This is a genomic window from Burkholderia sp. IDO3 (assembly GCF_003366075.1).
Lineage (GTDB): Bacteria > Pseudomonadota > Gammaproteobacteria > Burkholderiales > Burkholderiaceae > Burkholderia > Burkholderia anthina.
Window position 1 is genome coordinate 490,849 of sequence record NZ_CP028963.1, and the last position, 18,321, is coordinate 509,169.

Genomic DNA, 18,321 nt, shown 5'->3' on the forward strand with positions numbered 1-18,321 from the left:
CGTCTCCCGTCAGGCGGCCGGCGCGGCAGCACGGGCCGCTGCGCGATGCTGTTTCAGGAAATTCTCGAGCAGCGCATGGCCGTGCTCGGAGAGAATCGATTCCGGGTGGAACTGCACGCCTTCGATCGGCAGCGTCTTGTGACGTACGCCCATGATTTCGCCGTCGTCGGTCCACGCGGATACCTCGAGGCAATCGGGCAGCGATTCGCGTTCGATCGCGAGCGAGTGATAGCGCGTGACGTCGAAATGCTTCGGCAGATCCGCGAACACGCCACGGCAATCCGTTTCGATCCGGCTGACCTTGCCGTGCATGATGGTCTTCGCGCGCACGACGCGGCCGCCGAATGCTTCACCGATCGCCTGATGGCCGAGGCAGACGCCGAGGATCGGCTTCTTGCCCGCGAATTCGCGCAGCACGTCGAGCGTGATGCCCGCGTGCTGCGGGTTGCTCGGGCCAGGCGACAGGCAGAGGGTGTCGGGATTCAGGCGCGCGATGTCGTCGAGCGTGATTTCGTCGTTGCGGTACGTATGCACGTCCTCGCCCAGTTCGCCGAAGTACTGGACCAGGTTGTAGGTGAACGAGTCGTAGTTGTCGATCATGAGCAGCATGGTCAGTCTCCGTCAGAAGTCGCTATCGAGGCCGTCCTGGACCTGTTCGGCCGCACGCAGCACCGCGCGCGCCTTGTTCTCGGTCTCTTGCCATTCGGATTCGGGCACCGAGTCGGCGACGACGCCGGCTGCCGCTTGCACGTACAGGTTGCCGTTGTGGATCAGGCCCGTGCGGATCGCGATCGCGAGATCCATCTCGCCGGAGAACGACAGATAGCCGACGGCGCCGCCGTACAGCCCGCGCTTGATCGGTTCGAGCTCGTCGATCAGCTCCATCGCGCGCACCTTCGGCGCGCCGGACAGCGTGCCGGCCGGGAACGTCGCGCGCAGCACGTCGTAGTTCGTCATGCCGGGCTTCAGCTTGCCTTCCACCGAGCTGACGATGTGCTGCACGTGCGAGTATTTCTCGATCACCATCTTGTCGGTCACCTGCACCGAACCGATTTCGGCGATGCGGCCGACGTCGTTGCGCGCGAGGTCGATCAGCATCACGTGTTCGGCGATTTCCTTCGGATCGTTGAGCAGCTCGGTCGCGAGTTCCGCATCGCGCTCGGGCGTGTTGCCGCGCGGACGCGTGCCGGCGAGCGGACGGATCGTGACGATCTGGTCGTCGCCGCGTTTTTCCTGGCGCACCAGGATTTCCGGCGATGCGCCGACCACGTGGAAGTCGCCGAAGTTGTAGTAGTACATGTACGGCGACGGGTTCAGCGAACGCAGCGCGCGATACAGCGACAGCGGATTGTCGCGATACGGTTTCGTCAGTCGCTGGCCGACCTGGATCTGCATCAGCTCGCCGGCCGCGACGTATTCCTTCGCCTGGCGCACGGCGGCCAGATAATCTTCCTTCTTGAACTCGCGGAACGTCTCGGTGCGCACGCTCGCCGACGTCACGGGCGGCTGCACGGTCGTGCGCAGGCGCTGCTTGAGCTCGCGCAGGCGCTGCTTCGCCTTCGTATAGGCTTCAGGCTGGGCCGGGTCTGCGTAGATGATCAGATAAAGCTTGCCGGCGAGGTTGTCGATCACCGCGACTTCCTCGGTCAGCAGCAACTGGATGTCGGGCAGGCCGAGATCGTCGCGCGGCGCGGTGTTCGCGAGCTTCTTCTCGATGTAGCGCACCGCGTCGTAGCCGAAATAGCCGGCGAGGCCGCCGCAGAAGCGCGGCAGGCCAGGGCGCTGCGCGACCTTGAAGCGCGCCTGGAACGACTCGATGAATTCGAACGGATCGCCGTCGCGGGTTTCCACGACCTGACCGTCGCGCACCACCTCGGACACGCCGTTGCGGGTGCGCAGGAGCGTGCGTGCGGGCAGGCCGATGAACGAATAGCGGCCGAAGCGTTCGCCGCCGACCACCGATTCGAGCAGGAACGAGTTGGCGCCCGCGCGTTCGGGCTGGGCCAGCTTCAGGTAGAGGGACAGCGGCGTTTCGAGGTCGGCGAGCGCTTCCGCGATCAGCGGGATGCGGTTGTAGCCTTCGTTCGCAAGCGATTGGAATTCGAGTTCGGTCATGTTCCGGTCCTGTTCGGGACGAGCGGCGGAGTGCGCCAGGGATCACTTGACGCTGCGCGGGCTGCCGTCGGCGAAAGGGCGGTCGATCGAGAAGTGCCTGTTGCCGGCCGGCACTCCGGGCGTGAACGTCGCGAGCCTGCGGCCGATCCTGAACGCAAGCGTTCGGACGCGGTAGAACTCGAGGTGGTGCGACGGTCGGCGCGCGGATGCGCAGCGAGATAAAAAACGGCGCTGAAGACGTGCTTCAGCGTACCTCATCGAAGAGGTTAGCGCGACCAGCGACGCCAGGGCCAGGCTCCCCGGTCGATGCTGCTCAGACTCCGTTTTTTATTCAGAAACATGCGGATGGAAGAAATAATCAGATGGTTGGCCGGCCGGCGTTGTGCGCGGCGATCGCGCGGGCTGCGACCAGCAACGAATCGACTATACCATCCGAATTTATCGTTTGTATAGCTTTGCCGTGGTTGTAGCCGTACGGCACCGTCAGTGTCGCCATGCCGGCCGCGCGGCCCGCCTGCGCATCGTTTTCCGAGTCGCCGATCGCGACCGCCGCGTCGGGCGCGACGCCGAGTGCATCGCATGCCGTCAGCATCGGCAGCGGATCGGGCTTCTTGCGCGCGACGCTGTCGCCGCCGAGCACGATGCCGAAACGGTCGATCAGCCCGTATTGCTCGAGCAGCTCGACTGCGAAGCGGTGCGGCTTGTTCGTCACGCACGCGAGCCGGATGCCTGCCGCGCGCAACGCGTCGAGGCCGGCTGCAACCTCGGGGTAGAGGCGCGTGTGGCGGCCGTTGATTTTCGCGTATTCGGTCTGGTAGACCGCGAACGCGTCGTCGAAGCGCGCGTGCGCTTCGTCGGGCGTGAAGCGCGGCTTCAGCACGCTCTGGATCAGGTGCTCGGAGCCCTTGCCGATGTAGCCGATCACCTCGTCGCGCGACGTGGCCGGCGCGCCGAGCCGCGCGAGCATCCCGTTCAGCCCGGCCGTGAAATCGTCGACCGTGTCGACCATCGTGCCGTCGAGGTCGATCAGCGCCGCGTCGATGCGCGGCGTCGCGAAACGGATCGGGCCGTCGGCTTCGGCCGGTGCGTGACCGGCCAGCGAGGAATCGGTCACGGCGTCAGCTCCGCTCGACGGTGGCGAGCGCGGCGCGCATCTCGTCGATCACCTTGCGGTAGTCGGGCTTGCCGAAGATCGCCGAACCGGCGACGAACGTGTCCGCGCCGGCCGCTGCGATTTCCGCGATGTTGTCGGTCTTCACGCCACCGTCCACTTCGAGCAGGATCTCGCGGCCGGTGCGCTCGGTGTACGCGTCGATGCGGGCGCGTGCTTCGCGCAGCTTGTTCAGCGTTTCCGGAATGAACGACTGGCCGCCGAAGCCTGGGTTCACCGACATCAGCAGCACGAAGTCGAGGCGGTCCATCACGTGGTCGAGGTAGTTCAGCGGCGTGGCCGGATTGAACACGAGGCCGGCCTTGCAACCGTGATCGCGAATCAGCGACAGCGTACGGTCGATGTGATCGGAGCCTTCCGGGTGGAAGCTGATCAGGTTCGCGCCGGCTTTCGCGAAATCGGGCACGATCCGGTCGACCGGGCGCACCATCAGGTGCACGTCGATCGGCACCTGCACGTGCGGGCGGATCGCCTCGCAGACGAGCGGGCCGATCGTGAGGTTCGGCACATAATGGTTGTCCATCACGTCGAAGTGAATCCAGTCGGCGCCGGCGGCGACCACGTTGCGGACTTCTTCGCCGAGCCGTGCAAAGTCGGCCGACAGGATGCTGGGAGCGATGCGGAATTGAGTCATGACAGGGGAGCGGGGACGCTGCGGCGCAAAACCGCCATTCTACCGTCCGGCGACCCGGTGCGCGGCGACAGGCCGTGCGGTTGCGGCCCGATTCCGCATAGAATGCCGAACCAGTGCGGCGCGCCCGCGGCTCCGCCGCTCGAGTCGGCGCGGGCGGTTACCTACAGCGGAAACACCATGAGTCAGTATCAATTCACCGTTTCGGTGAAAACCAGCTACTTGCCGGAACAATCCGACCCCGATCGACGTCAATACGCATTCGCGTACACGCTGACGATCCGAAACACCGGACAGGTCGCGGCGCAGCTGATCGCGCGTCACTGGATCATCACGGACAGCGACAACCACGTGCAGGAAGTGAAAGGGCTCGGCGTCGTCGGGCACCAGCCGCTGCTGCAGCCGGGCGAACAGTTCGAATACACGAGTTGGGCCGTAATCGCGACGCCGGTCGGCACGATGCGTGGCGCGTACTTCTGCGTGGCGGAGGACGGCGAGCGGTTCGACGCGCCGGTCGACGAGTTCGCGCTGCACATGCCGCGCACGCTGCACTGAGCGTGCGGGAGCGGGTCAGCGCGGCTGGCGGTCGTTGTTGCGGGCGTGCTTCTTCCTGCCCGACGATGTCCACACGACGATGAAGATCAGCAGGGCAAGCGCTACGAAAGCTTCGAGCGCGAAGATGAGCATCGGATATTGGTCGAGAAAATCTGACATGGCGGTTTCCATCAAGAACGGACATTGTATGTGGTTTGGGCCCCGGGTGGCCGGCTGGATGGCGGCAGCCGCAGCGGCGGTACTGCTTGCCGCATGTGGCGGCGCGCCGACGCGGACGTCGGCGCTGAAGCCGCCGACCGGCGCGGCGATCGTGCCGGGGCAGATCGCTGCGAAGCGGCTCACGCCGGTTGCCTGGCAGCAGGTGCCGGGCTGGCAGGACGATTCGCTGATCGGCGCTACGGCCGCGTTGCGGCAGAACTGCGCGCGGCTCGCGCGTCAGCCGGCGTGGCAGCGCGCCTGTGCGGCCGTCGATCGCCTCGACGAGCTCGACGTCGGCAGTGCGCGCGCTTTCTTCGAAACGTATTTCACGCCGTTTCAACTGGCGAATACCGACGGCACGCTCGACGGGCTCGTGACCGGTTATTACGAACCGTTGCTGCACGGTTCCCGCGTGCGTCGCGGTCCGTATCAGTACGCGCTCTATCGCTGGCCTGCCGGTTATCGCGCCGGCGCCGCGCTGCCGCCTCGCGCGCAGCTCGAGCGCGCCGGCATCCTGAACGGCAACGAACTCGTGTGGGTCGACGATCCGATCGAAGCGTTCTTCCTGCAGGTGCAGGGTTCCGGGCGCGTGCTGCTCGACGACGGCTCGGTGATGCGGGTCGGCTTTGGCGGCACCAACAACCAGCCATACCGTTCGATCGGCAGGTGGCTGCTCGATCGCGGCGAGCTGACGCCCGCGCAGGCGACGATGCAGGGCATCAAGGCCTGGGCGAAGGCGAACCCGACCCGCGTCGACGCGTTGCTCGACACCAATCCGCGATTCGTGTTCTTCCGCGACATGCCGACCAAGGAAGATGCGCCGCACGGCGGCGCGGACGGCCCGATCGGCGCGCTCGGCGTGCCGCTCACGCCCGAGCGCTCGATCGCGGTCGATCCGTCGTCGATTCCGCTCGGTACGCCCGTGTTCCTGCAGACCACGCGTCCGCTCACGAATACGCCGATGAACCGGCTCGTGTTCGCGCAGGATACGGGGTCGGCGATCAAGGGCGGCGTACGGGCCGACTATTTCTGGGGGCTCGGCGACGACGCAGGCGATCTGGCCGGGCGGATGAAGCAGATCGGCCGGATGTGGCTGCTGTTCCCGAACTCGTGATGCGCGGTGGTGCCGGCCGATGCGACGTATGCCCGGCACGTCAAAATGAAACAGCCCGATCGGCTAGGCCGATCGGGCTGTTTTTCTTGGGGCCCAGGATGTTGCGCCGTGCGATCGGCGTGCTGCGGCGTGCGTCAGACCTTGCGCTTGTCGACGACGCGACGCGCCTTGCCGACCGAGCGCTCGATCCCGTTGACGGGCAGCACGTTGATCACGGCCGTCACGCCGATCAGCGACTTGATGTCGTGCGCGAGTGCCCGCCTGGCCGCGTCGATCGCCCCCGTGTCCGGGGCCGTTTCGGGGCACGGCTCGACGTTGAGCGTCAGCACGTCGAGCGGGCCTTCCTTCGTCAGTACGATCTGATAGTGCGGGGCGAGTGCGCGCTGCTTCAGCAGTTGCTCTTCGATCTGCGTCGGGAAGACGTTGACCCCCCGCACGATCATCATGTCGTCCGAGCGGCCGGTGATCTTTTCCATCCGGCGCATCGTGCGCGCGGTGCCGGGCAGCAGCCGCGTCAGGTCGCGGGTGCGGTAGCGGATGATCGGCAGCGCTTCCTTGGTCAGCGACGTGAAGACCAGTTCGCCGAGTTCGCCGTCCGGAAGTACTTCGCCGGTTTCGGGGTCGATGATTTCCGGGTAGAAGTAGTCTTCCCAGATGGTCGGGCCATCCTTGGTCTCGACGCATTCCGACGCGACGCCGGGGCCCATCACTTCGGACAGCCCATAGATGTCGACCGCGTCGATTCCCATCCGCTGCTCGATCGCGACGCGCATGTCGTTCGTCCACGGCTCCGCACCGAAAATGCCGATGCGCAGCGAGCTTTGCGCGGGATCGAGGCCCTGCCGCTCGATCTCGTCGGCGATCGACAGCATGTAGCTCGGCGTCACCATGATGATGTCGGGACGGAAATCCTGGATCAGTTGCACCTGCTTCTCGGTCTGGCCGCCGCCGAACGGAATGACGGTCAACCCCGCGCGTTCGGCGCCGTAGTGGGCGCCGAGCCCGCCGGTGAACAGCCCATAACCGTAGCTGACGTGGACCTTGTCGCCGCGGCGCGCGCCGGCCGCGCGGATCGAGCGCGCGACGAGATTCGCCCACGTGTCGATGTCGCGCGCCGTATAGCCGACGACGGTCGGCTTGCCGGTCGTGCCCGACGACGCGTGAATGCGCGAGATCTGGTCTTGCGGCACCGCGAACATCCCGAACGGATAGCTGTCGCGCAGGTCGCTCTTGGTCGTGAACGGGAAGCGCGACAGGTCGGAGAGCGTCTTCAGGTCGTCGGGGTGCACGCCCGCTTCGTCGAATTTGCGGCGATAGACGGGGGAATGCTCATACGCATGCCGGAGCGACCACTTCAGGCGCTCGAGCTGCAGCGCGGTCAGCTCGTCGCGTGAGGCGGTCTCGATCGGCTCGAGCGGTAGCGGGGTTGTCATGCGTGTCTCCAGTGTTTGTTATGAGCGAGCCGTGGATGTCAGCGATCTTCCGGAAGGACCGTGCCCTTGATCTGGGCCGATTTGCCGCGAAACATCGCGACGGTTTCGCCGGCCTGGTTCGTGACGCGGATGTCGTAGATCCCGTGCCGGCCGCTGCGCGTTTGCTCGATCGCCTCGGCCGTCAGCAAGTCGTTGCCGTGTACGGGGCGCAGGTATTCGATCGAACAGCCGGCCGCAACCGTATTCAGGTTGTACGAATTGCATGCGAACGCGAACGTCGAATCGGCGAGCGTGAAGATGATGCCGCCGTGGCAGGTCTGATGTCCGTTCAGGAACTCCGGTCGCACTCGCATCTGCAGGCGTGCGTACCCGGCGCGCACTTCGGCGATTTCCATCCCGAAAGCGCGGCTGCAGGCGTCCGCGTTGTACATGGCCTGCGCCGTGGCGCGGGCGAGCGAATCAGGGTCGAGCGTGTCGGTGGTGGTTGTCATGTCAACGCCCCTCGAAGCGCGGTGCACGCTTCTCGATGAACGCCTGGACGCCTTCCGCGTAGTCGTGCGACTGGCCGAGCTTGCGCTGCAGGTCGCGTTCCAGGTCGAGCTGCTGGTCGAGCGTGTTCGTGACGCTGTCGCGCATCGACTGCTTGATCGATGCAATCGCGAGCGTCGGCTGCTGCGCGAGCTGAGTCGCGACCTGACGGGCCGACGCGACGAGCGCGTCGTCGTCGACCGCGCGCCAGATCAAGCCCCATTGCTCGGCCTGTTCGGCGCCGAGCTTGTCGCCGGTGAGGGCAAGCCCGAGTGCGCGCGCCATGCCGACGCGTTGCGGCAGGAACCACGTGCCGCCCGAATCGGGCACGAGCCCGATCTTGACGAAGGCCTGGATGAAGCTGCTCGAGCGCGCGGCGAACACGAGATCGCATGCGAGCGCGAGATTCGCGCCGGCGCCGGCCGCCGTGCCGTTGACCGCGGCGATCACCGGAATTGGCATGCGCTGCAGGCGGCGGATCAGCGGATTGAAGTGCTCTTCGATCAACGTACCGAGGTCGGTGGCGGCTCCCGGCGTGAAGTCGAGGTCGGCCAGATCCTGGCCCGCGCAGAAGCCGCGCCCCGCACCTGTCAGGATCAGCGCGCGCGCGCCGGTTGCTTCGACGTCATCGAGTGCCGACTGCAGTTCGCGGTGCATCGCCCGCGTGAAGCTGTTCAGCTTGTCCGGACGGTTGAGCGTGATCGTGGCCACGCGGGCAGCCTGATCGATATCCAGCTGGATCGCCTGATATGACATGCAGTGTCTCCTTCATGACTTCGTTATAGGCGTGCGGCGCGACGGTTACACGCGTTCGATCGCGATCGCGATGCCCTGGCCGACGCCGATACACATCGTACAGAGCGCAAAACGGCCGCCCGTACGCTCGAGCTGGTGAAGCGCCGTGGTCACGAGCCGGGCGCCCGATGCGCCGAGCGGATGGCCCAGCGCGATCGCACCGCCGTTCGGGTTCACGCGCGGATCGTCGTCGGCGACGCCGAGCATGCGCAGTACTGCGAGACCTTGCGACGCGAATGCTTCGTTCAGCTCGATCACGTCGAACTGGTCGATCGTCATGCCGAGCTGGCGCAGCAGTTTCTGCGTGGCCGGCGCGGGGCCGATGCCCATCACGCGCGGCTCGACACCGGCGGTCGCCATGCCGACGACGCGTGCGCGGCGGCGCAGCCCGTACTGGTCGGCGGCTTCCGCGTTGGCGAGGAGCAGCGCGCACGCACCGTCGTTGACACCCGACGCATTGCCGGCCGTCACCGAGCCGTCCGGGCGCACGACGCCTTTCAGCTTCGCGAGCGCTTCGAGTGACGTTTCGCGCGGATGCTCGTCGACGGACACGACGAGCGCGTCACCTTTCTTCTGCGCAATCGTGACCGGCACGATTTCTGCGGCGAGCGTGCCGTCCTGTTGAGCGCGGGCGGCCTTCTGCTGACTGCGCAGCGCGAACAGATCCTGGTCGGCGCGGCTGATGTTGTAGTCGACCGCGACGTTTTCGGCCGTTTCGGGCATCGAGTCGACGCCGTATTGCTGTTTCATCAGCGGATTGATGAAGCGCCAGCCGATTGTCGTGTCGAAAATGGCGGCCTGGCGCGCGAACGCGCTTGCGGCCTTGCCCATCACGAACGGCGCGCGCGTCATGCTTTCGACACCGCCCGCGATCATCAGGCGTGCCTCGCCCGCCTTGATCGCGCGCGCGGCCGTGCCGACCGCGTCCATGCCCGAGCCGCACAGGCGGTTCAGCGTCGTGCCGGGCACGGCAGTCGGCAGGCCCGCGAGCAGTGTGGACATGCGCGCGACGTTGCGGTTGTCCTCGCCGGCCTGGTTCGCGCAGCCGTAGATCACGTCGTCGATCGCCGACCAGTCGACGTTGCTGTTGCGTTCGATCAGCGCCTTGAGTGGCACCGCGCCGAGGTCGTCGGCTCGAACGTCTTTCAGGGCGCCGCCGTAGCGGCCGATGGGGGTGCGAATCGCGTCGCAGATGTAGGCGTCAGTCATGGGGGTATCGATGGGCAACGAACCCGCCGGTTGGCGGATTCGTTCATGGTAGAGAACGTGGCGGCGTTTGCACGTCGGCCATTCGGGTTATGCCTTTTGGCCGGCTTCCGCGGGTGCTGCCTTCGGCGCAACATGGACGCGGCTTTGAACCACGCGGAACCGGTTGGCGACGAAGGCCGGATCGGCCAGCGCCGCGTTGGCGGCCGGGTTCGCGCCGGTGCCGTGGAAGTCGGAGAACGCGGCCGACTGGTTCACGAACACACCGCCCGTCAGGTTGATCGATAGCGCGACGCCGCCGCTCACCGCCGCATCGTGCGCAGCGTCGAGGATCCTGTCGTCGGTGCTGTAGACGGAGAGCGTCAGCGCGCCGTGCTCGGCGGCGATCTCGCCGGCGAGATCGAGCGACTGTGCGGTCGAGTCGGTCGCGATCACGAACGAAATCGGGCCGAACCACTCCTGCGTGAATTTTGTGCGGTCGGCCACGTCGAGCTGCAGCACCAGCGGCGTGTGCACGCGGGCGTCAGGGAAGGCGGGGTGCTGAAGCGCCAGGCTGTCGGCGAGCACACGGCCGAGCTTGCGGGCGTCGTCGATGCGCGCGGTCACGCCGTCGTTCTGGATCGCGCCGATCAGTTCGACCGAGCGCGCCGGGTCGCCAGTGAGCTTTTGCACGGAGACGGCGATTGCCTGGGCGACTTCGTCGAAGCTTGCATGACCATCCGCGGTGCGGATGCCGTCGCGCGGTACGTAGATGTTCTGCGGCGCCGTGCACATCTGACCGGAGTACAGCGCGAGCGAGAACGCGATGTTCTTGGCCGCGGCCTTCAGGTCGTCGGTCGAGTCGATCACGATCTGGTTGACGCCTGCCTTCTCCGTATAGACCTGCGCCTGGTGGGCATTGCGTTCGAGCCACGTGCCGTTTTGCGTGCTGCCCGTGAAGTCGATCAGTTTGATTTCCGGGCGCAGTGCGAGGTCCTGCACGAGTGCGCCGTCGTTCGGCTCGGTTGCGAGGAGCGTGACGACGTTCGGATCGAAACCGGCTTCGCGCAGTACGTCGCGCGCGATGCGGACCGTGATCGCGAGCGGCAGGATCGCGCCCGGATGCGGTTTGACGATCACAGTGTTGCCGGTCGCCAGGTCGGCGAACAGGCCGGGGTAGCCGTTCCACGTCGGGAACGTGCAGCAGCCGAGCACGAGACCGGTGCCGCGCGGCACGATCGTATAGCGCTTGTGCATCGCGAGCGGCGGGTTCTTGCCTTGCGGCTTTTCCCAGTGTGCGTCGGCCGGGATGCGGCGCAGTTCGTCCCATGCATAGGCCACCGCTTCGAGCGCACGGTCCTGTGCATGCGGGCCGCCGGCCTGGAACGCCATCATGAACGCCTGGCCGGTGGTGTGCATCACGCTATAGGCAATCTCGAAGCTCGCGCGATTCAGGCGTGCGAGGATTTCGAGGCTGACGCCGATCCAGGCCGTAGGGCCGGCTTCGCGCCACGCGCGTTGAGCGGCCGCCGCCGCGGCAATGAGTTCGTCGGGCGTCGATTTCGGATAGCGGATGCCCAGCGCGATCCCGTACGGCGACTGCTCCGCGCCGACCGTCTCGCCGGACGCCGGCTGGTCGAGCGCGAACGTGTTGTCGAGATGCGCTTTGAATGCGGCCTCACCATCGGCGTTGGCGCTTTCCCCGTACACTTTGGGACTCGGCATTTCGGCGAACGGGCTCCAGTACCCGCGGCTCTCGATGGCGGCGAGGGCGTGTTTCAGCGTGTCTTCGTGCTTCGTGAACAGTGCATGGGTCATGACGGCGGCCTGATGGACGTTGAGAGGAATTGGTTCGATTAATTAACCGACCGGTTGGTCGGAGAATGGTAGCATCAAACTATTCGCATGTGCGAGGCGTTTCTCATTTCATTGATCGAGGAGGAATAGATGTCTTACGAGAACATCCTGGTGGAGACCCGGGGGCGAGTCGGGCTGGTCACGCTGAATCGTCCGAAGGCGTTGAATGCGCTGAACGATGCGCTGATGGATGAGTTGGGCGCCGCGCTGAAGGCGTTCGATGCGGACGAGGGTATCGGTGCGATCGTCGTGACGGGGAGTGAGAAGGCATTCGCAGCCGGCGCCGACATCGGCATGATGGCGACCTATTCCTATATGGATGTCTACCGCGGCGACTACATTACCCGCAACTGGGAGACTGTCCGCGAGATCCGCAAACCGATCATTGCTGCCGTGTCGGGCTTCGCGCTCGGCGGTGGCTGCGAGCTCGCGATGATGTGCGACATCATCTTTGCGGCGGATACCGCCAAGTTCGGTCAGCCCGAGATCAAGCTGGGCGTGATGCCGGGTGCGGGCGGTACGCAGCGCCTGCCGCGTGCGGTGTCGAAGGCGAAGGCAATGGACATGTGTCTGACCGCGCGCTTCATGGACGCAGCCGAGGCAGAGCGCGCGGGGCTCGTATCGCGTGTGCTGCCGGCCGACAAGCTGCTCGACGAGGCGATTGCTGCTGCGACGACGATCGCCGAGTTTTCGCTGCCGGCGGTCATGATGGTCAAGGAGTCGGTGAACCGCGCGTACGAAACGACGCTGGCCGAAGGCGTCCATTTCGAGCGGCGGTTGTTCCATTCGCTGTTTGCGACGGAAGATCAGAAGGAAGGGATGGCGGCATTCGTCGAGAAGCGCAAGCCGGCATTCAAGAACCGCTGATCCTGCAGCCGCGGGACGGTGCCCGGTGAGCGGCAGGTAGCCGTCGCCGGTGCAATCCCTCGATGCCGAGATCCCAAAGCCTCCGTGCGCGGCAGCGCACGGAGGCTTTTTCAAAATATTTTCACAAAGGGGCTTGCGGAGATGGGGGCGGGTGCTTAGAATCACGCCTCTTTCGCGCTAACGGAAACACGGCGCGGGAGAAGAAGGAAGGGAAGCGGTGCGGTGAGGTTGCTGTCGAGCCTTGGCGCACACGGAGTGGAACCCCAGCCGTCGCGACGAAGCAGTTAAAAATGTTGTTGACGATCTGGAAAAAGCGGTTCATAATCTCGCTTCTCTGCTGCTGAAAACGCAGCGCTGCTGAGAAACACGAAGTTCCTCGCAGAAATGCTCTTTAAAAATTAACAGCCGATAAGTGTGGGCGCTTGATGGACGCGAACTGATCCTCGGATCAGATAGCGAAAGTATCAAGAGTCTCACACTAAAGTAAGTCAGGTTTATGAAGCAATTCATATTCCTGTCAGCTTTGAGTGAGCGACCGGTTCGAAAGAACCGAAAACAGTAACAGGTTTGAACTGAAGAGTTTGATCCTGGCTCAGATTGAACGCTGGCGGCATGCCTTACACATGCAAGTCGAACGGCAGCACGGGTGCTTGCACCTGGTGGCGAGTGGCGAACGGGTGAGTAATACATCGGAACATGTCCTGTAGTGGGGGATAGCCCGGCGAAAGCCGGATTAATACCGCATACGATCTCTGGATGAAAGCGGGGGACCTTCGGGCCTCGCGCTATAGGGTTGGCCGATGGCTGATTAGCTAGTTGGTGGGGTAAAGGCCTACCAAGGCGACGATCAGTAGCTGGTCTGAGAGGACGACCAGCCACACTGGGACTGAGACACGGCCCAGACTCCTACGGGAGGCAGCAGTGGGGAATTTTGGACAATGGGCGAAAGCCTGATCCAGCAATGCCGCGTGTGTGAAGAAGGCCTTCGGGTTGTAAAGCACTTTTGTCCGGAAAGAAATCCTTGACCCTAATATGGTCGGGGGATGACGGTACCGGAAGAATAAGCACCGGCTAACTACGTGCCAGCAGCCGCGGTAATACGTAGGGTGCAAGCGTTAATCGGAATTACTGGGCGTAAAGCGTGCGCAGGCGGTTTGCTAAGACCGATGTGAAATCCCCGGGCTCAACCTGGGAACTGCATTGGTGACTGGCAGGCTAGAGTATGGCAGAGGGGGGTAGAATTCCACGTGTAGCAGTGAAATGCGTAGAGATGTGGAGGAATACCGATGGCGAAGGCAGCCCCCTGGGCCAATACTGACGCTCATGCACGAAAGCGTGGGGAGCAAACAGGATTAGATACCCTGGTAGTCCACGCCCTAAACGATGTCAACTAGTTGTTGGGGATTCATTTCCTTAGTAACGTAGCTAACGCGTGAAGTTGACCGCCTGGGGAGTACGGTCGCAAGATTAAAACTCAAAGGAATTGACGGGGACCCGCACAAGCGGTGGATGATGTGGATTAATTCGATGCAACGCGAAAAACCTTACCTACCCTTGACATGGTCGGAATCCTGCTGAGAGGTGGGAGTGCTCGAAAGAGAACCGGCGCACAGGTGCTGCATGGCTGTCGTCAGCTCGTGTCGTGAGATGTTGGGTTAAGTCCCGCAACGAGCGCAACCCTTGTCCTTAGTTGCTACGCAAGAGCACTCTAAGGAGACTGCCGGTGACAAACCGGAGGAAGGTGGGGATGACGTCAAGTCCTCATGGCCCTTATGGGTAGGGCTTCACACGTCATACAATGGTCGGAACAGAGGGTTGCCAACCCGCGAGGGGGAGCTAATCCCAGAAAACCGATCGTAGTCCGGATTGCACTCTGCAACTCGAGTGCATGAAGCTGGAATCGCTAGTAATCGCGGATCAGCATGCCGCGGTGAATACGTTCCCGGGTCTTGTACACACCGCCCGTCACACCATGGGAGTGGGTTTTACCAGAAGTGGCTAGTCTAACCGCAAGGAGGACGGTCACCACGGTAGGATTCATGACTGGGGTGAAGTCGTAACAAGGTAGCCGTATCGGAAGGTGCGGCTGGATCACCTCCTTTCCAGAGCTTCTCGCCAAGTTGAGCGCTCACGCTTATCGGCTGTAAATTAAAGACAGACTCAGGGGTCTGTAGCTCAGTCGGTTAGAGCACCGTCTTGATAAGGCGGGGGTCGTTGGTTCGAATCCAACCAGACCCACCACCGTCTTAGCCGACGGTACACCCTGAGGCATATCTGTACATGGGGGCATAGCTCAGCTGGGAGAGCACCTGCTTTGCAAGCAGGGGGTCGTCGGTTCGATCCCGTCTGCCTCCACCAATCTTCAATGACAAGCGTTCGAACGAAGCGTCGTTCGAGTCTTTGTCATTGGCGATTGAGCCAGTCAGAGCGGTATGAGTAACACCATATCGGCTGTCGTTCTTTAACAATCTGGAAGAAGTAAGTAATTTGGATAGCGGAAGCGTCTTGAGATGGACGTGGAAGCTATCCGGGTTGTGATTGTATCGATGTATCTCAAGATGATTCGAACTCTATGTTTGACTCAATTTGGAATACGGCACAACGCGAGAACTCAACCTGTAACGAGACAGACTCGTTATAGGGTCAAGCGAACAAGTGCATGTGGTGGATGCCTTGGCGATCACAGGCGATGAAGGACGCGGTAGCCTGCGAAAAGCTACGGGGAGCTGGCAAACGAGCTTTGATCCGTAGATGTCCGAATGGGGAAACCCACTCCTTTTGGAGTATCCATGGCTGAATACATAGGCTATGCGAAGCGAACGCGGTGAACTGAAACATCTAAGTAACCGCAGGAAAAGAAATCAACCGAGATTCCCAAAGTAGTGGCGAGCGAAATGGGATGAGCCTTGCACTCTTTATTTGTATTGTTAGCCGAACGCTCTGGAAAGTGCGGCCATAGCAGGTGATAGCCCTGTAGGCGAAAGCAGTATGAAAGAACTAGGTGTGCGACAAGTAGGGCGGGACACGTGAAATCCTGTCTGAAGATGGGGGGACCATCCTCCAAGGCTAAATACTCGTGATCGACCGATAGTGAACCAGTACCGTGAGGGAAAGGCGAAAAGAACCCCGGGAGGGGAGTGAAATAGATCCTGAAACCGCATGCATACAAACAGTCGGAGCCTCGCAAGGGGTGACGGCGTACCTTTTGTATAATGGGTCAGCGACTTACGTTCAGTAGCAAGCTTAACCGTATAGGGCAGGCGTAGCGAAAGCGAGTCCGAATAGGGCGTTCAGTTGCTGGGCGTAGACCCGAAACCAAGTGATCTATCCATGGCCAGGATGAAGGTGCGGTAACACGTACTGGAGGTCCGAACCCACTAACGTTGAAAAGTTAGGGGATGAGCTGTGGATAGGGGTGAAAGGCTAAACAAACTTGGAAATAGCTGGTTCTCTCCGAAAACTATTTAGGTAGTGCCTCGTGTCTCACCTTCGGGGGTAGAGCACTGTCATGGTTGGGGGGTCTATTGCAGATTACCCCGCCATAGCAAACTCCGAATACCGAAGAGTGCAATCACGGGAGACAGACATCGGGTGCTAACGTCCGGTGTCAAGAGGGAAACAACCCAGACCGCCAGCTAAGGTCCCCAAATATAGCTAAGTGGGAAACGAAGTGGGAAGGCTAAAACAGTCAGGAGGTTGGCTTAGAAGCAGCCACCCTTTAAAGAAAGCGTAATAGCTCACTGATCGAGTCGTCCTGCGCGGAAGATGTAACGGGGCTAAGCTATATACCGAAGCTGCGGATGCACATTTATGTGCATGGTAGGAGAGCGTTCTGTAAGCCTGCGAAGGTGTCTCGGAAGGGATGCTGGAGGTATCAGAAGTGCGAATGCTGACATGAGTAGCGATAAAGGGGGTGAAAGGCCCCCTCGCCGTAAGCCCAAGGTTTCCTACGCAACGTTCATCGGCGTAGGGTGAGTCGGCCCCTAAGGCGAGGCAGAAATGCGTAGCTGATGGGAAGCAGGTCAATATTCCTGCACCATTGTTAGATGCGATGGGGGGACGGATCGCGGAAGGTTGTCCGGGTGTTGGAAGTCCCGGTCGCTGCATTGGAGAAGGCGCTTAGGCAAATCCGGGCGCAGGATTCAAGGGTGTGGCGCGAGCTCCCTAGGGAGCGAAGCAATTGGAAGTGGTTCCAAGAAAAGCCTCTAAGCTTCAGTCTAACGATGACCGTACCGCAAACCGACACAGGTGGGCGAGATGAGTATTCTAAGGCGCTTGAGAGAACTCGGGAGAAGGAACTCGGCAAATTGGTACCGTAACTTCGGGATAAGGTACGCCCTTGTAGCTTGATGCGCCTGCGCGCAGAGGGTGAAGGGGTTGCAATAAACTGGTGGCTGCGACTGTTTAATAAAAACACAGCACTCTGCAAACACGAAAGTGGACGTATAGGGTGTGACGCCTGCCCGGTGCCGGAAGATTAAATGATGGGGTGCAAGCTCTTGATTGAAGTCCCGGTAAACGGCGGCCGTAACTATAACGGTCCTAAGGTAGCGAAATTCCTTGTCGGGTAAGTTCCGACCTGCACGAATGGCGTAACGATGGCCACACTGTCTCCTCCCGAGACTCAGCGAAGTTGAAGTGTTTGTGATGATGCAATCTACCCGCGGCTAGACGGAAAGACCCCATGAACCTTTACTGTAGCTTTGCATTGGACTTTGAACCGATCTGTGTAGGATAGGTGGGAGGCTATGAAACCGGAACGCTAGTTTCGGTGGAGCCGTCCTTGAAATACCACCCTGGTTTGTTTGAGGTTCTAACCTTGGCCCGTGATCCGGGTCGGGGACAGTGCATGGTAGGCAGTTTGACTGGGGCGGTCTCCTCCCAAAGCGTAACGGAGGAGTACGAAGGTACGCTAGGTACGGTCGGAAATCGTGCTGATAGTGCAATGGCATAAGCGTGCTTAACTGCGAGACCGACAAGTCGAGCAGGTGCGAAAGCAGGTCATAGTGATCCGGTGGTTCTGTATGGAAGGGCCATCGCTCAACGGATAAAAGGTACTCTGGGGATAACAGGCTGATACCGCCCAAGAGTTCATATCGACGGCGGTGTTTGGCACCTCGATGTCGGCTCATCTCATCCTGGGGCTGTAGCCGGTCCCAAGGGTATGGCTGTTCGCCATTTAAAGAGGTACGTGAGCTGGGTTTAAAACGTCGTGAGACAGTTTGGTCCCTATCTGCCGTGGGCGTTGGATATTTGAAGGGGGCTGCTCCTAGTACGAGAGGACCGGAGTGGACGAACCTCTGGTGTACCGGTTGTCACGCCAGTGGCATCGCCGGGTAGCTATGTTCGGAAGAGATAACCGCTGAAAGCATCTAAGCGGGAAACTCGCCTTAAGATGAGATATCCCTGGGGACTAGATCCCCTTGAAGGGTCGTTCGAGACCAGGACGTTGATAGGTCAGGTGTGTAAGCGCAGTAATGCGTTCAGCTAACTGATACTAATTGCCCGTAAGGCTTGATCCTATAACAAGTCTGCCTTGTAGATCGGCGCGGTGCGAAGGCACTGAGCAGGATCCAGGCGACAGGTTGGATGCTCGTGTGTGATACACACAACCAAGATTACTGCTTCTTCCAGGATTGGTCGCGTTGCGAAGCAGCGCGGCAACCCTCTTTGCCTGATGACCATAGCGAGTCGGTCCCACCCCTTCCCATCCCGAACAGGACCGTGAAACGACTCTACGCCGATGATAGTGCGGATACCCGTGTGAAAGTAGGTAATCGTCAGGCTCCCTAAGCCGAGAACCCCCGCCCGAAAGGCGGGGGTTTTTGCATTTACGCGACGGAAATGCATGCGACGGTGTGGAAGCGATTCG

General features: G+C 61.9%; 13 protein-coding genes, 2 tRNA genes and 3 rRNA genes. 8 read left to right on the top strand and 10 right to left on the bottom strand.

The annotated features are described in order from the left end of the window. Nucleotides 1-9: 9 nt before the first annotated feature. The 4 genes from DCN14_RS16795 to rpe form a co-directional block, all read right to left on the bottom strand. Nucleotides 10-609, bottom strand: a complete 600-nt coding sequence (locus tag DCN14_RS16795) for an aminodeoxychorismate/anthranilate synthase component II (protein ID WP_096504427.1) — start codon at nucleotides 607-609, stop codon at nucleotides 10-12. 12 nt (nucleotides 610-621) lie between these two features. Then, nucleotides 622-2,115: an anthranilate synthase component I gene (gene trpE, locus DCN14_RS16800; RefSeq protein ID WP_096504429.1), complete on the bottom strand. Its 1,494-nt coding sequence runs from the start codon at nucleotides 2,113-2,115 to the stop codon at nucleotides 622-624. A 358-nt stretch (nucleotides 2,116-2,473) separates the two neighbouring features. Beyond that, nucleotides 2,474-3,229 (bottom strand): phosphoglycolate phosphatase, encoded by a 756-nt coding sequence (locus DCN14_RS16805; protein ID WP_096504431.1) that lies wholly within the window; start codon nucleotides 3,227-3,229, stop codon nucleotides 2,474-2,476. A 4-nt stretch (nucleotides 3,230-3,233) separates the two neighbouring features. Further along, a complete protein-coding gene (gene rpe / locus DCN14_RS16810) occupies nucleotides 3,234-3,920 on the bottom strand; it encodes a ribulose-phosphate 3-epimerase (protein ID WP_011883156.1) in 687 nt (228 codons plus the stop codon). Nucleotides 3,921-4,097: 177 nt separating this feature from the next. On the opposite strand from rpe, the gene apaG reads away from it, so the two are divergent. Further along, complete coding sequence (gene apaG, locus DCN14_RS16815; protein WP_014898204.1) at nucleotides 4,098-4,472, top strand: Co2+/Mg2+ efflux protein ApaG; 375 nt, start codon at nucleotides 4,098-4,100, stop codon at nucleotides 4,470-4,472. A gap of 15 nt (nucleotides 4,473-4,487) precedes the next feature. On the opposite strand, the gene DCN14_RS38725 is transcribed toward apaG, so the two are convergent. Continuing rightward, nucleotides 4,488-4,631: a hypothetical protein gene (locus DCN14_RS38725; RefSeq protein ID WP_014898203.1), complete on the bottom strand. Its 144-nt coding sequence runs from the start codon at nucleotides 4,629-4,631 to the stop codon at nucleotides 4,488-4,490. Between the two features lie 28 nt (nucleotides 4,632-4,659). Between DCN14_RS38725 and DCN14_RS16820 the strand changes: the two genes are divergently transcribed. Further along, on the top strand, nucleotides 4,660-5,784 hold the full coding sequence (locus DCN14_RS16820; RefSeq protein WP_239007828.1) for an MltA domain-containing protein: 1,125 nt from the start codon (nucleotides 4,660-4,662) through the stop codon (nucleotides 5,782-5,784). Nucleotides 5,785-5,918: 134 nt separating this feature from the next. Here DCN14_RS16820 and paaK read toward each other — a convergent pair whose 3' ends face one another. The 5 genes from paaK to paaN form a co-directional block, all read right to left on the bottom strand. Next, on the bottom strand, nucleotides 5,919-7,217 hold the full coding sequence (paaK, locus tag DCN14_RS16825; RefSeq protein ID WP_096504433.1) for a phenylacetate--CoA ligase PaaK: 1,299 nt from the start codon (nucleotides 7,215-7,217) through the stop codon (nucleotides 5,919-5,921). A gap of 38 nt (nucleotides 7,218-7,255) precedes the next feature. Beyond that, nucleotides 7,256-7,708 carry a hydroxyphenylacetyl-CoA thioesterase PaaI gene (gene paaI / locus DCN14_RS16830; protein WP_096504435.1) on the bottom strand — a complete coding sequence of 151 codons (453 nt, stop codon included), beginning with the start codon at nucleotides 7,706-7,708 and terminating at the stop codon, nucleotides 7,256-7,258. 1 nt (nucleotide 7,709) lies between these two features. Beyond that, a complete protein-coding gene (gene paaG, locus DCN14_RS16835) occupies nucleotides 7,710-8,501 on the bottom strand; it encodes a 2-(1,2-epoxy-1,2-dihydrophenyl)acetyl-CoA isomerase PaaG (RefSeq protein WP_096504437.1) in 792 nt (263 codons plus the stop codon). 45 nt (nucleotides 8,502-8,546) lie between these two features. Further along, nucleotides 8,547-9,749 (bottom strand): 3-oxoadipyl-CoA thiolase, encoded by a 1,203-nt coding sequence (gene pcaF, locus DCN14_RS16840; protein WP_096504439.1) that lies wholly within the window; start codon nucleotides 9,747-9,749, stop codon nucleotides 8,547-8,549. A gap of 87 nt (nucleotides 9,750-9,836) precedes the next feature. Next, nucleotides 9,837-11,543: a phenylacetic acid degradation protein PaaN gene (paaN, locus tag DCN14_RS16845; RefSeq protein WP_096504441.1), complete on the bottom strand. Its 1,707-nt coding sequence runs from the start codon at nucleotides 11,541-11,543 to the stop codon at nucleotides 9,837-9,839. A gap of 129 nt (nucleotides 11,544-11,672) precedes the next feature. Here paaN and DCN14_RS16850 point away from each other — a divergent pair, with 129 nt between their 5' ends. From DCN14_RS16850 to rrf, 6 genes are all read left to right on the top strand, one after another. Further along, the gene (locus tag DCN14_RS16850) at nucleotides 11,673-12,449 is read left to right on the top strand and encodes an enoyl-CoA hydratase (protein ID WP_096504443.1); all 777 of its coding nucleotides are present in this window, start codon (nucleotides 11,673-11,675) and stop codon (nucleotides 12,447-12,449) included. A gap of 569 nt (nucleotides 12,450-13,018) precedes the next feature. Next, a 16S ribosomal RNA gene (locus DCN14_RS16855) occupies nucleotides 13,019-14,551 on the top strand. A gap of 62 nt (nucleotides 14,552-14,613) precedes the next feature. Further along, a tRNA-Ile gene (locus tag DCN14_RS16860) sits at nucleotides 14,614-14,690 on the top strand. Nucleotides 14,691-14,731: 41 nt separating this feature from the next. Then, a tRNA-Ala gene (locus DCN14_RS16865) sits at nucleotides 14,732-14,807 on the top strand. A 283-nt stretch (nucleotides 14,808-15,090) separates the two neighbouring features. Beyond that, nucleotides 15,091-17,971, top strand: a 23S ribosomal RNA gene (locus tag DCN14_RS16875). Between the two features lie 151 nt (nucleotides 17,972-18,122). Continuing rightward, a 5S ribosomal RNA gene (gene rrf / locus DCN14_RS16880) occupies nucleotides 18,123-18,235 on the top strand. The 16S, 23S and 5S rRNA genes sit together here with 2 tRNA genes alongside, the layout of an rRNA operon. Nucleotides 18,236-18,321: the final 86 nt, after the last annotated feature.

Bases quoted from the DNA above. Each gene is read 5' to 3' on its own strand.
- DCN14_RS16795 (WP_096504427.1), bottom strand. From the start codon at position 609: ATGCTGCTCATGATCGACAACTACGACTCGTTCACCTACAACCTGGTC.
- trpE (WP_096504429.1), bottom strand. From the start codon at position 2,115: ATGACCGAACTCGAATTCCAATCGCTTGCGAACGAAGGCTACAACCGC.
- rpe (WP_011883156.1), bottom strand. From the start codon at position 3,920: ATGACTCAATTCCGCATCGCTCCCAGCATCCTGTCGGCCGACTTTGCA.
- apaG (WP_014898204.1), top strand. From the start codon at position 4,098: ATGAGTCAGTATCAATTCACCGTTTCGGTGAAAACCAGCTACTTGCCG.
- DCN14_RS38725 (WP_014898203.1), bottom strand. From the start codon at position 4,631: ATGTCAGATTTTCTCGACCAATATCCGATGCTCATCTTCGCGCTCGAA.
- DCN14_RS16820 (WP_239007828.1), top strand. From the start codon at position 4,660: ATGTGGTTTGGGCCCCGGGTGGCCGGCTGGATGGCGGCAGCCGCAGCG.
- paaK (WP_096504433.1), bottom strand. From the start codon at position 7,217: ATGACAACCCCGCTACCGCTCGAGCCGATCGAGACCGCCTCACGCGAC.
- paaI (WP_096504435.1), bottom strand. From the start codon at position 7,708: ATGACAACCACCACCGACACGCTCGACCCTGATTCGCTCGCCCGCGCC.
- paaG (WP_096504437.1), bottom strand. From the start codon at position 8,501: ATGTCATATCAGGCGATCCAGCTGGATATCGATCAGGCTGCCCGCGTG.
- pcaF (WP_096504439.1), bottom strand. From the start codon at position 9,749: ATGACTGACGCCTACATCTGCGACGCGATTCGCACCCCCATCGGCCGC.
- paaN (WP_096504441.1), bottom strand. From the start codon at position 11,543: ATGACCCATGCACTGTTCACGAAGCACGAAGACACGCTGAAACACGCC.
- DCN14_RS16850 (WP_096504443.1), top strand. From the start codon at position 11,673: ATGTCTTACGAGAACATCCTGGTGGAGACCCGGGGGCGAGTCGGGCTG.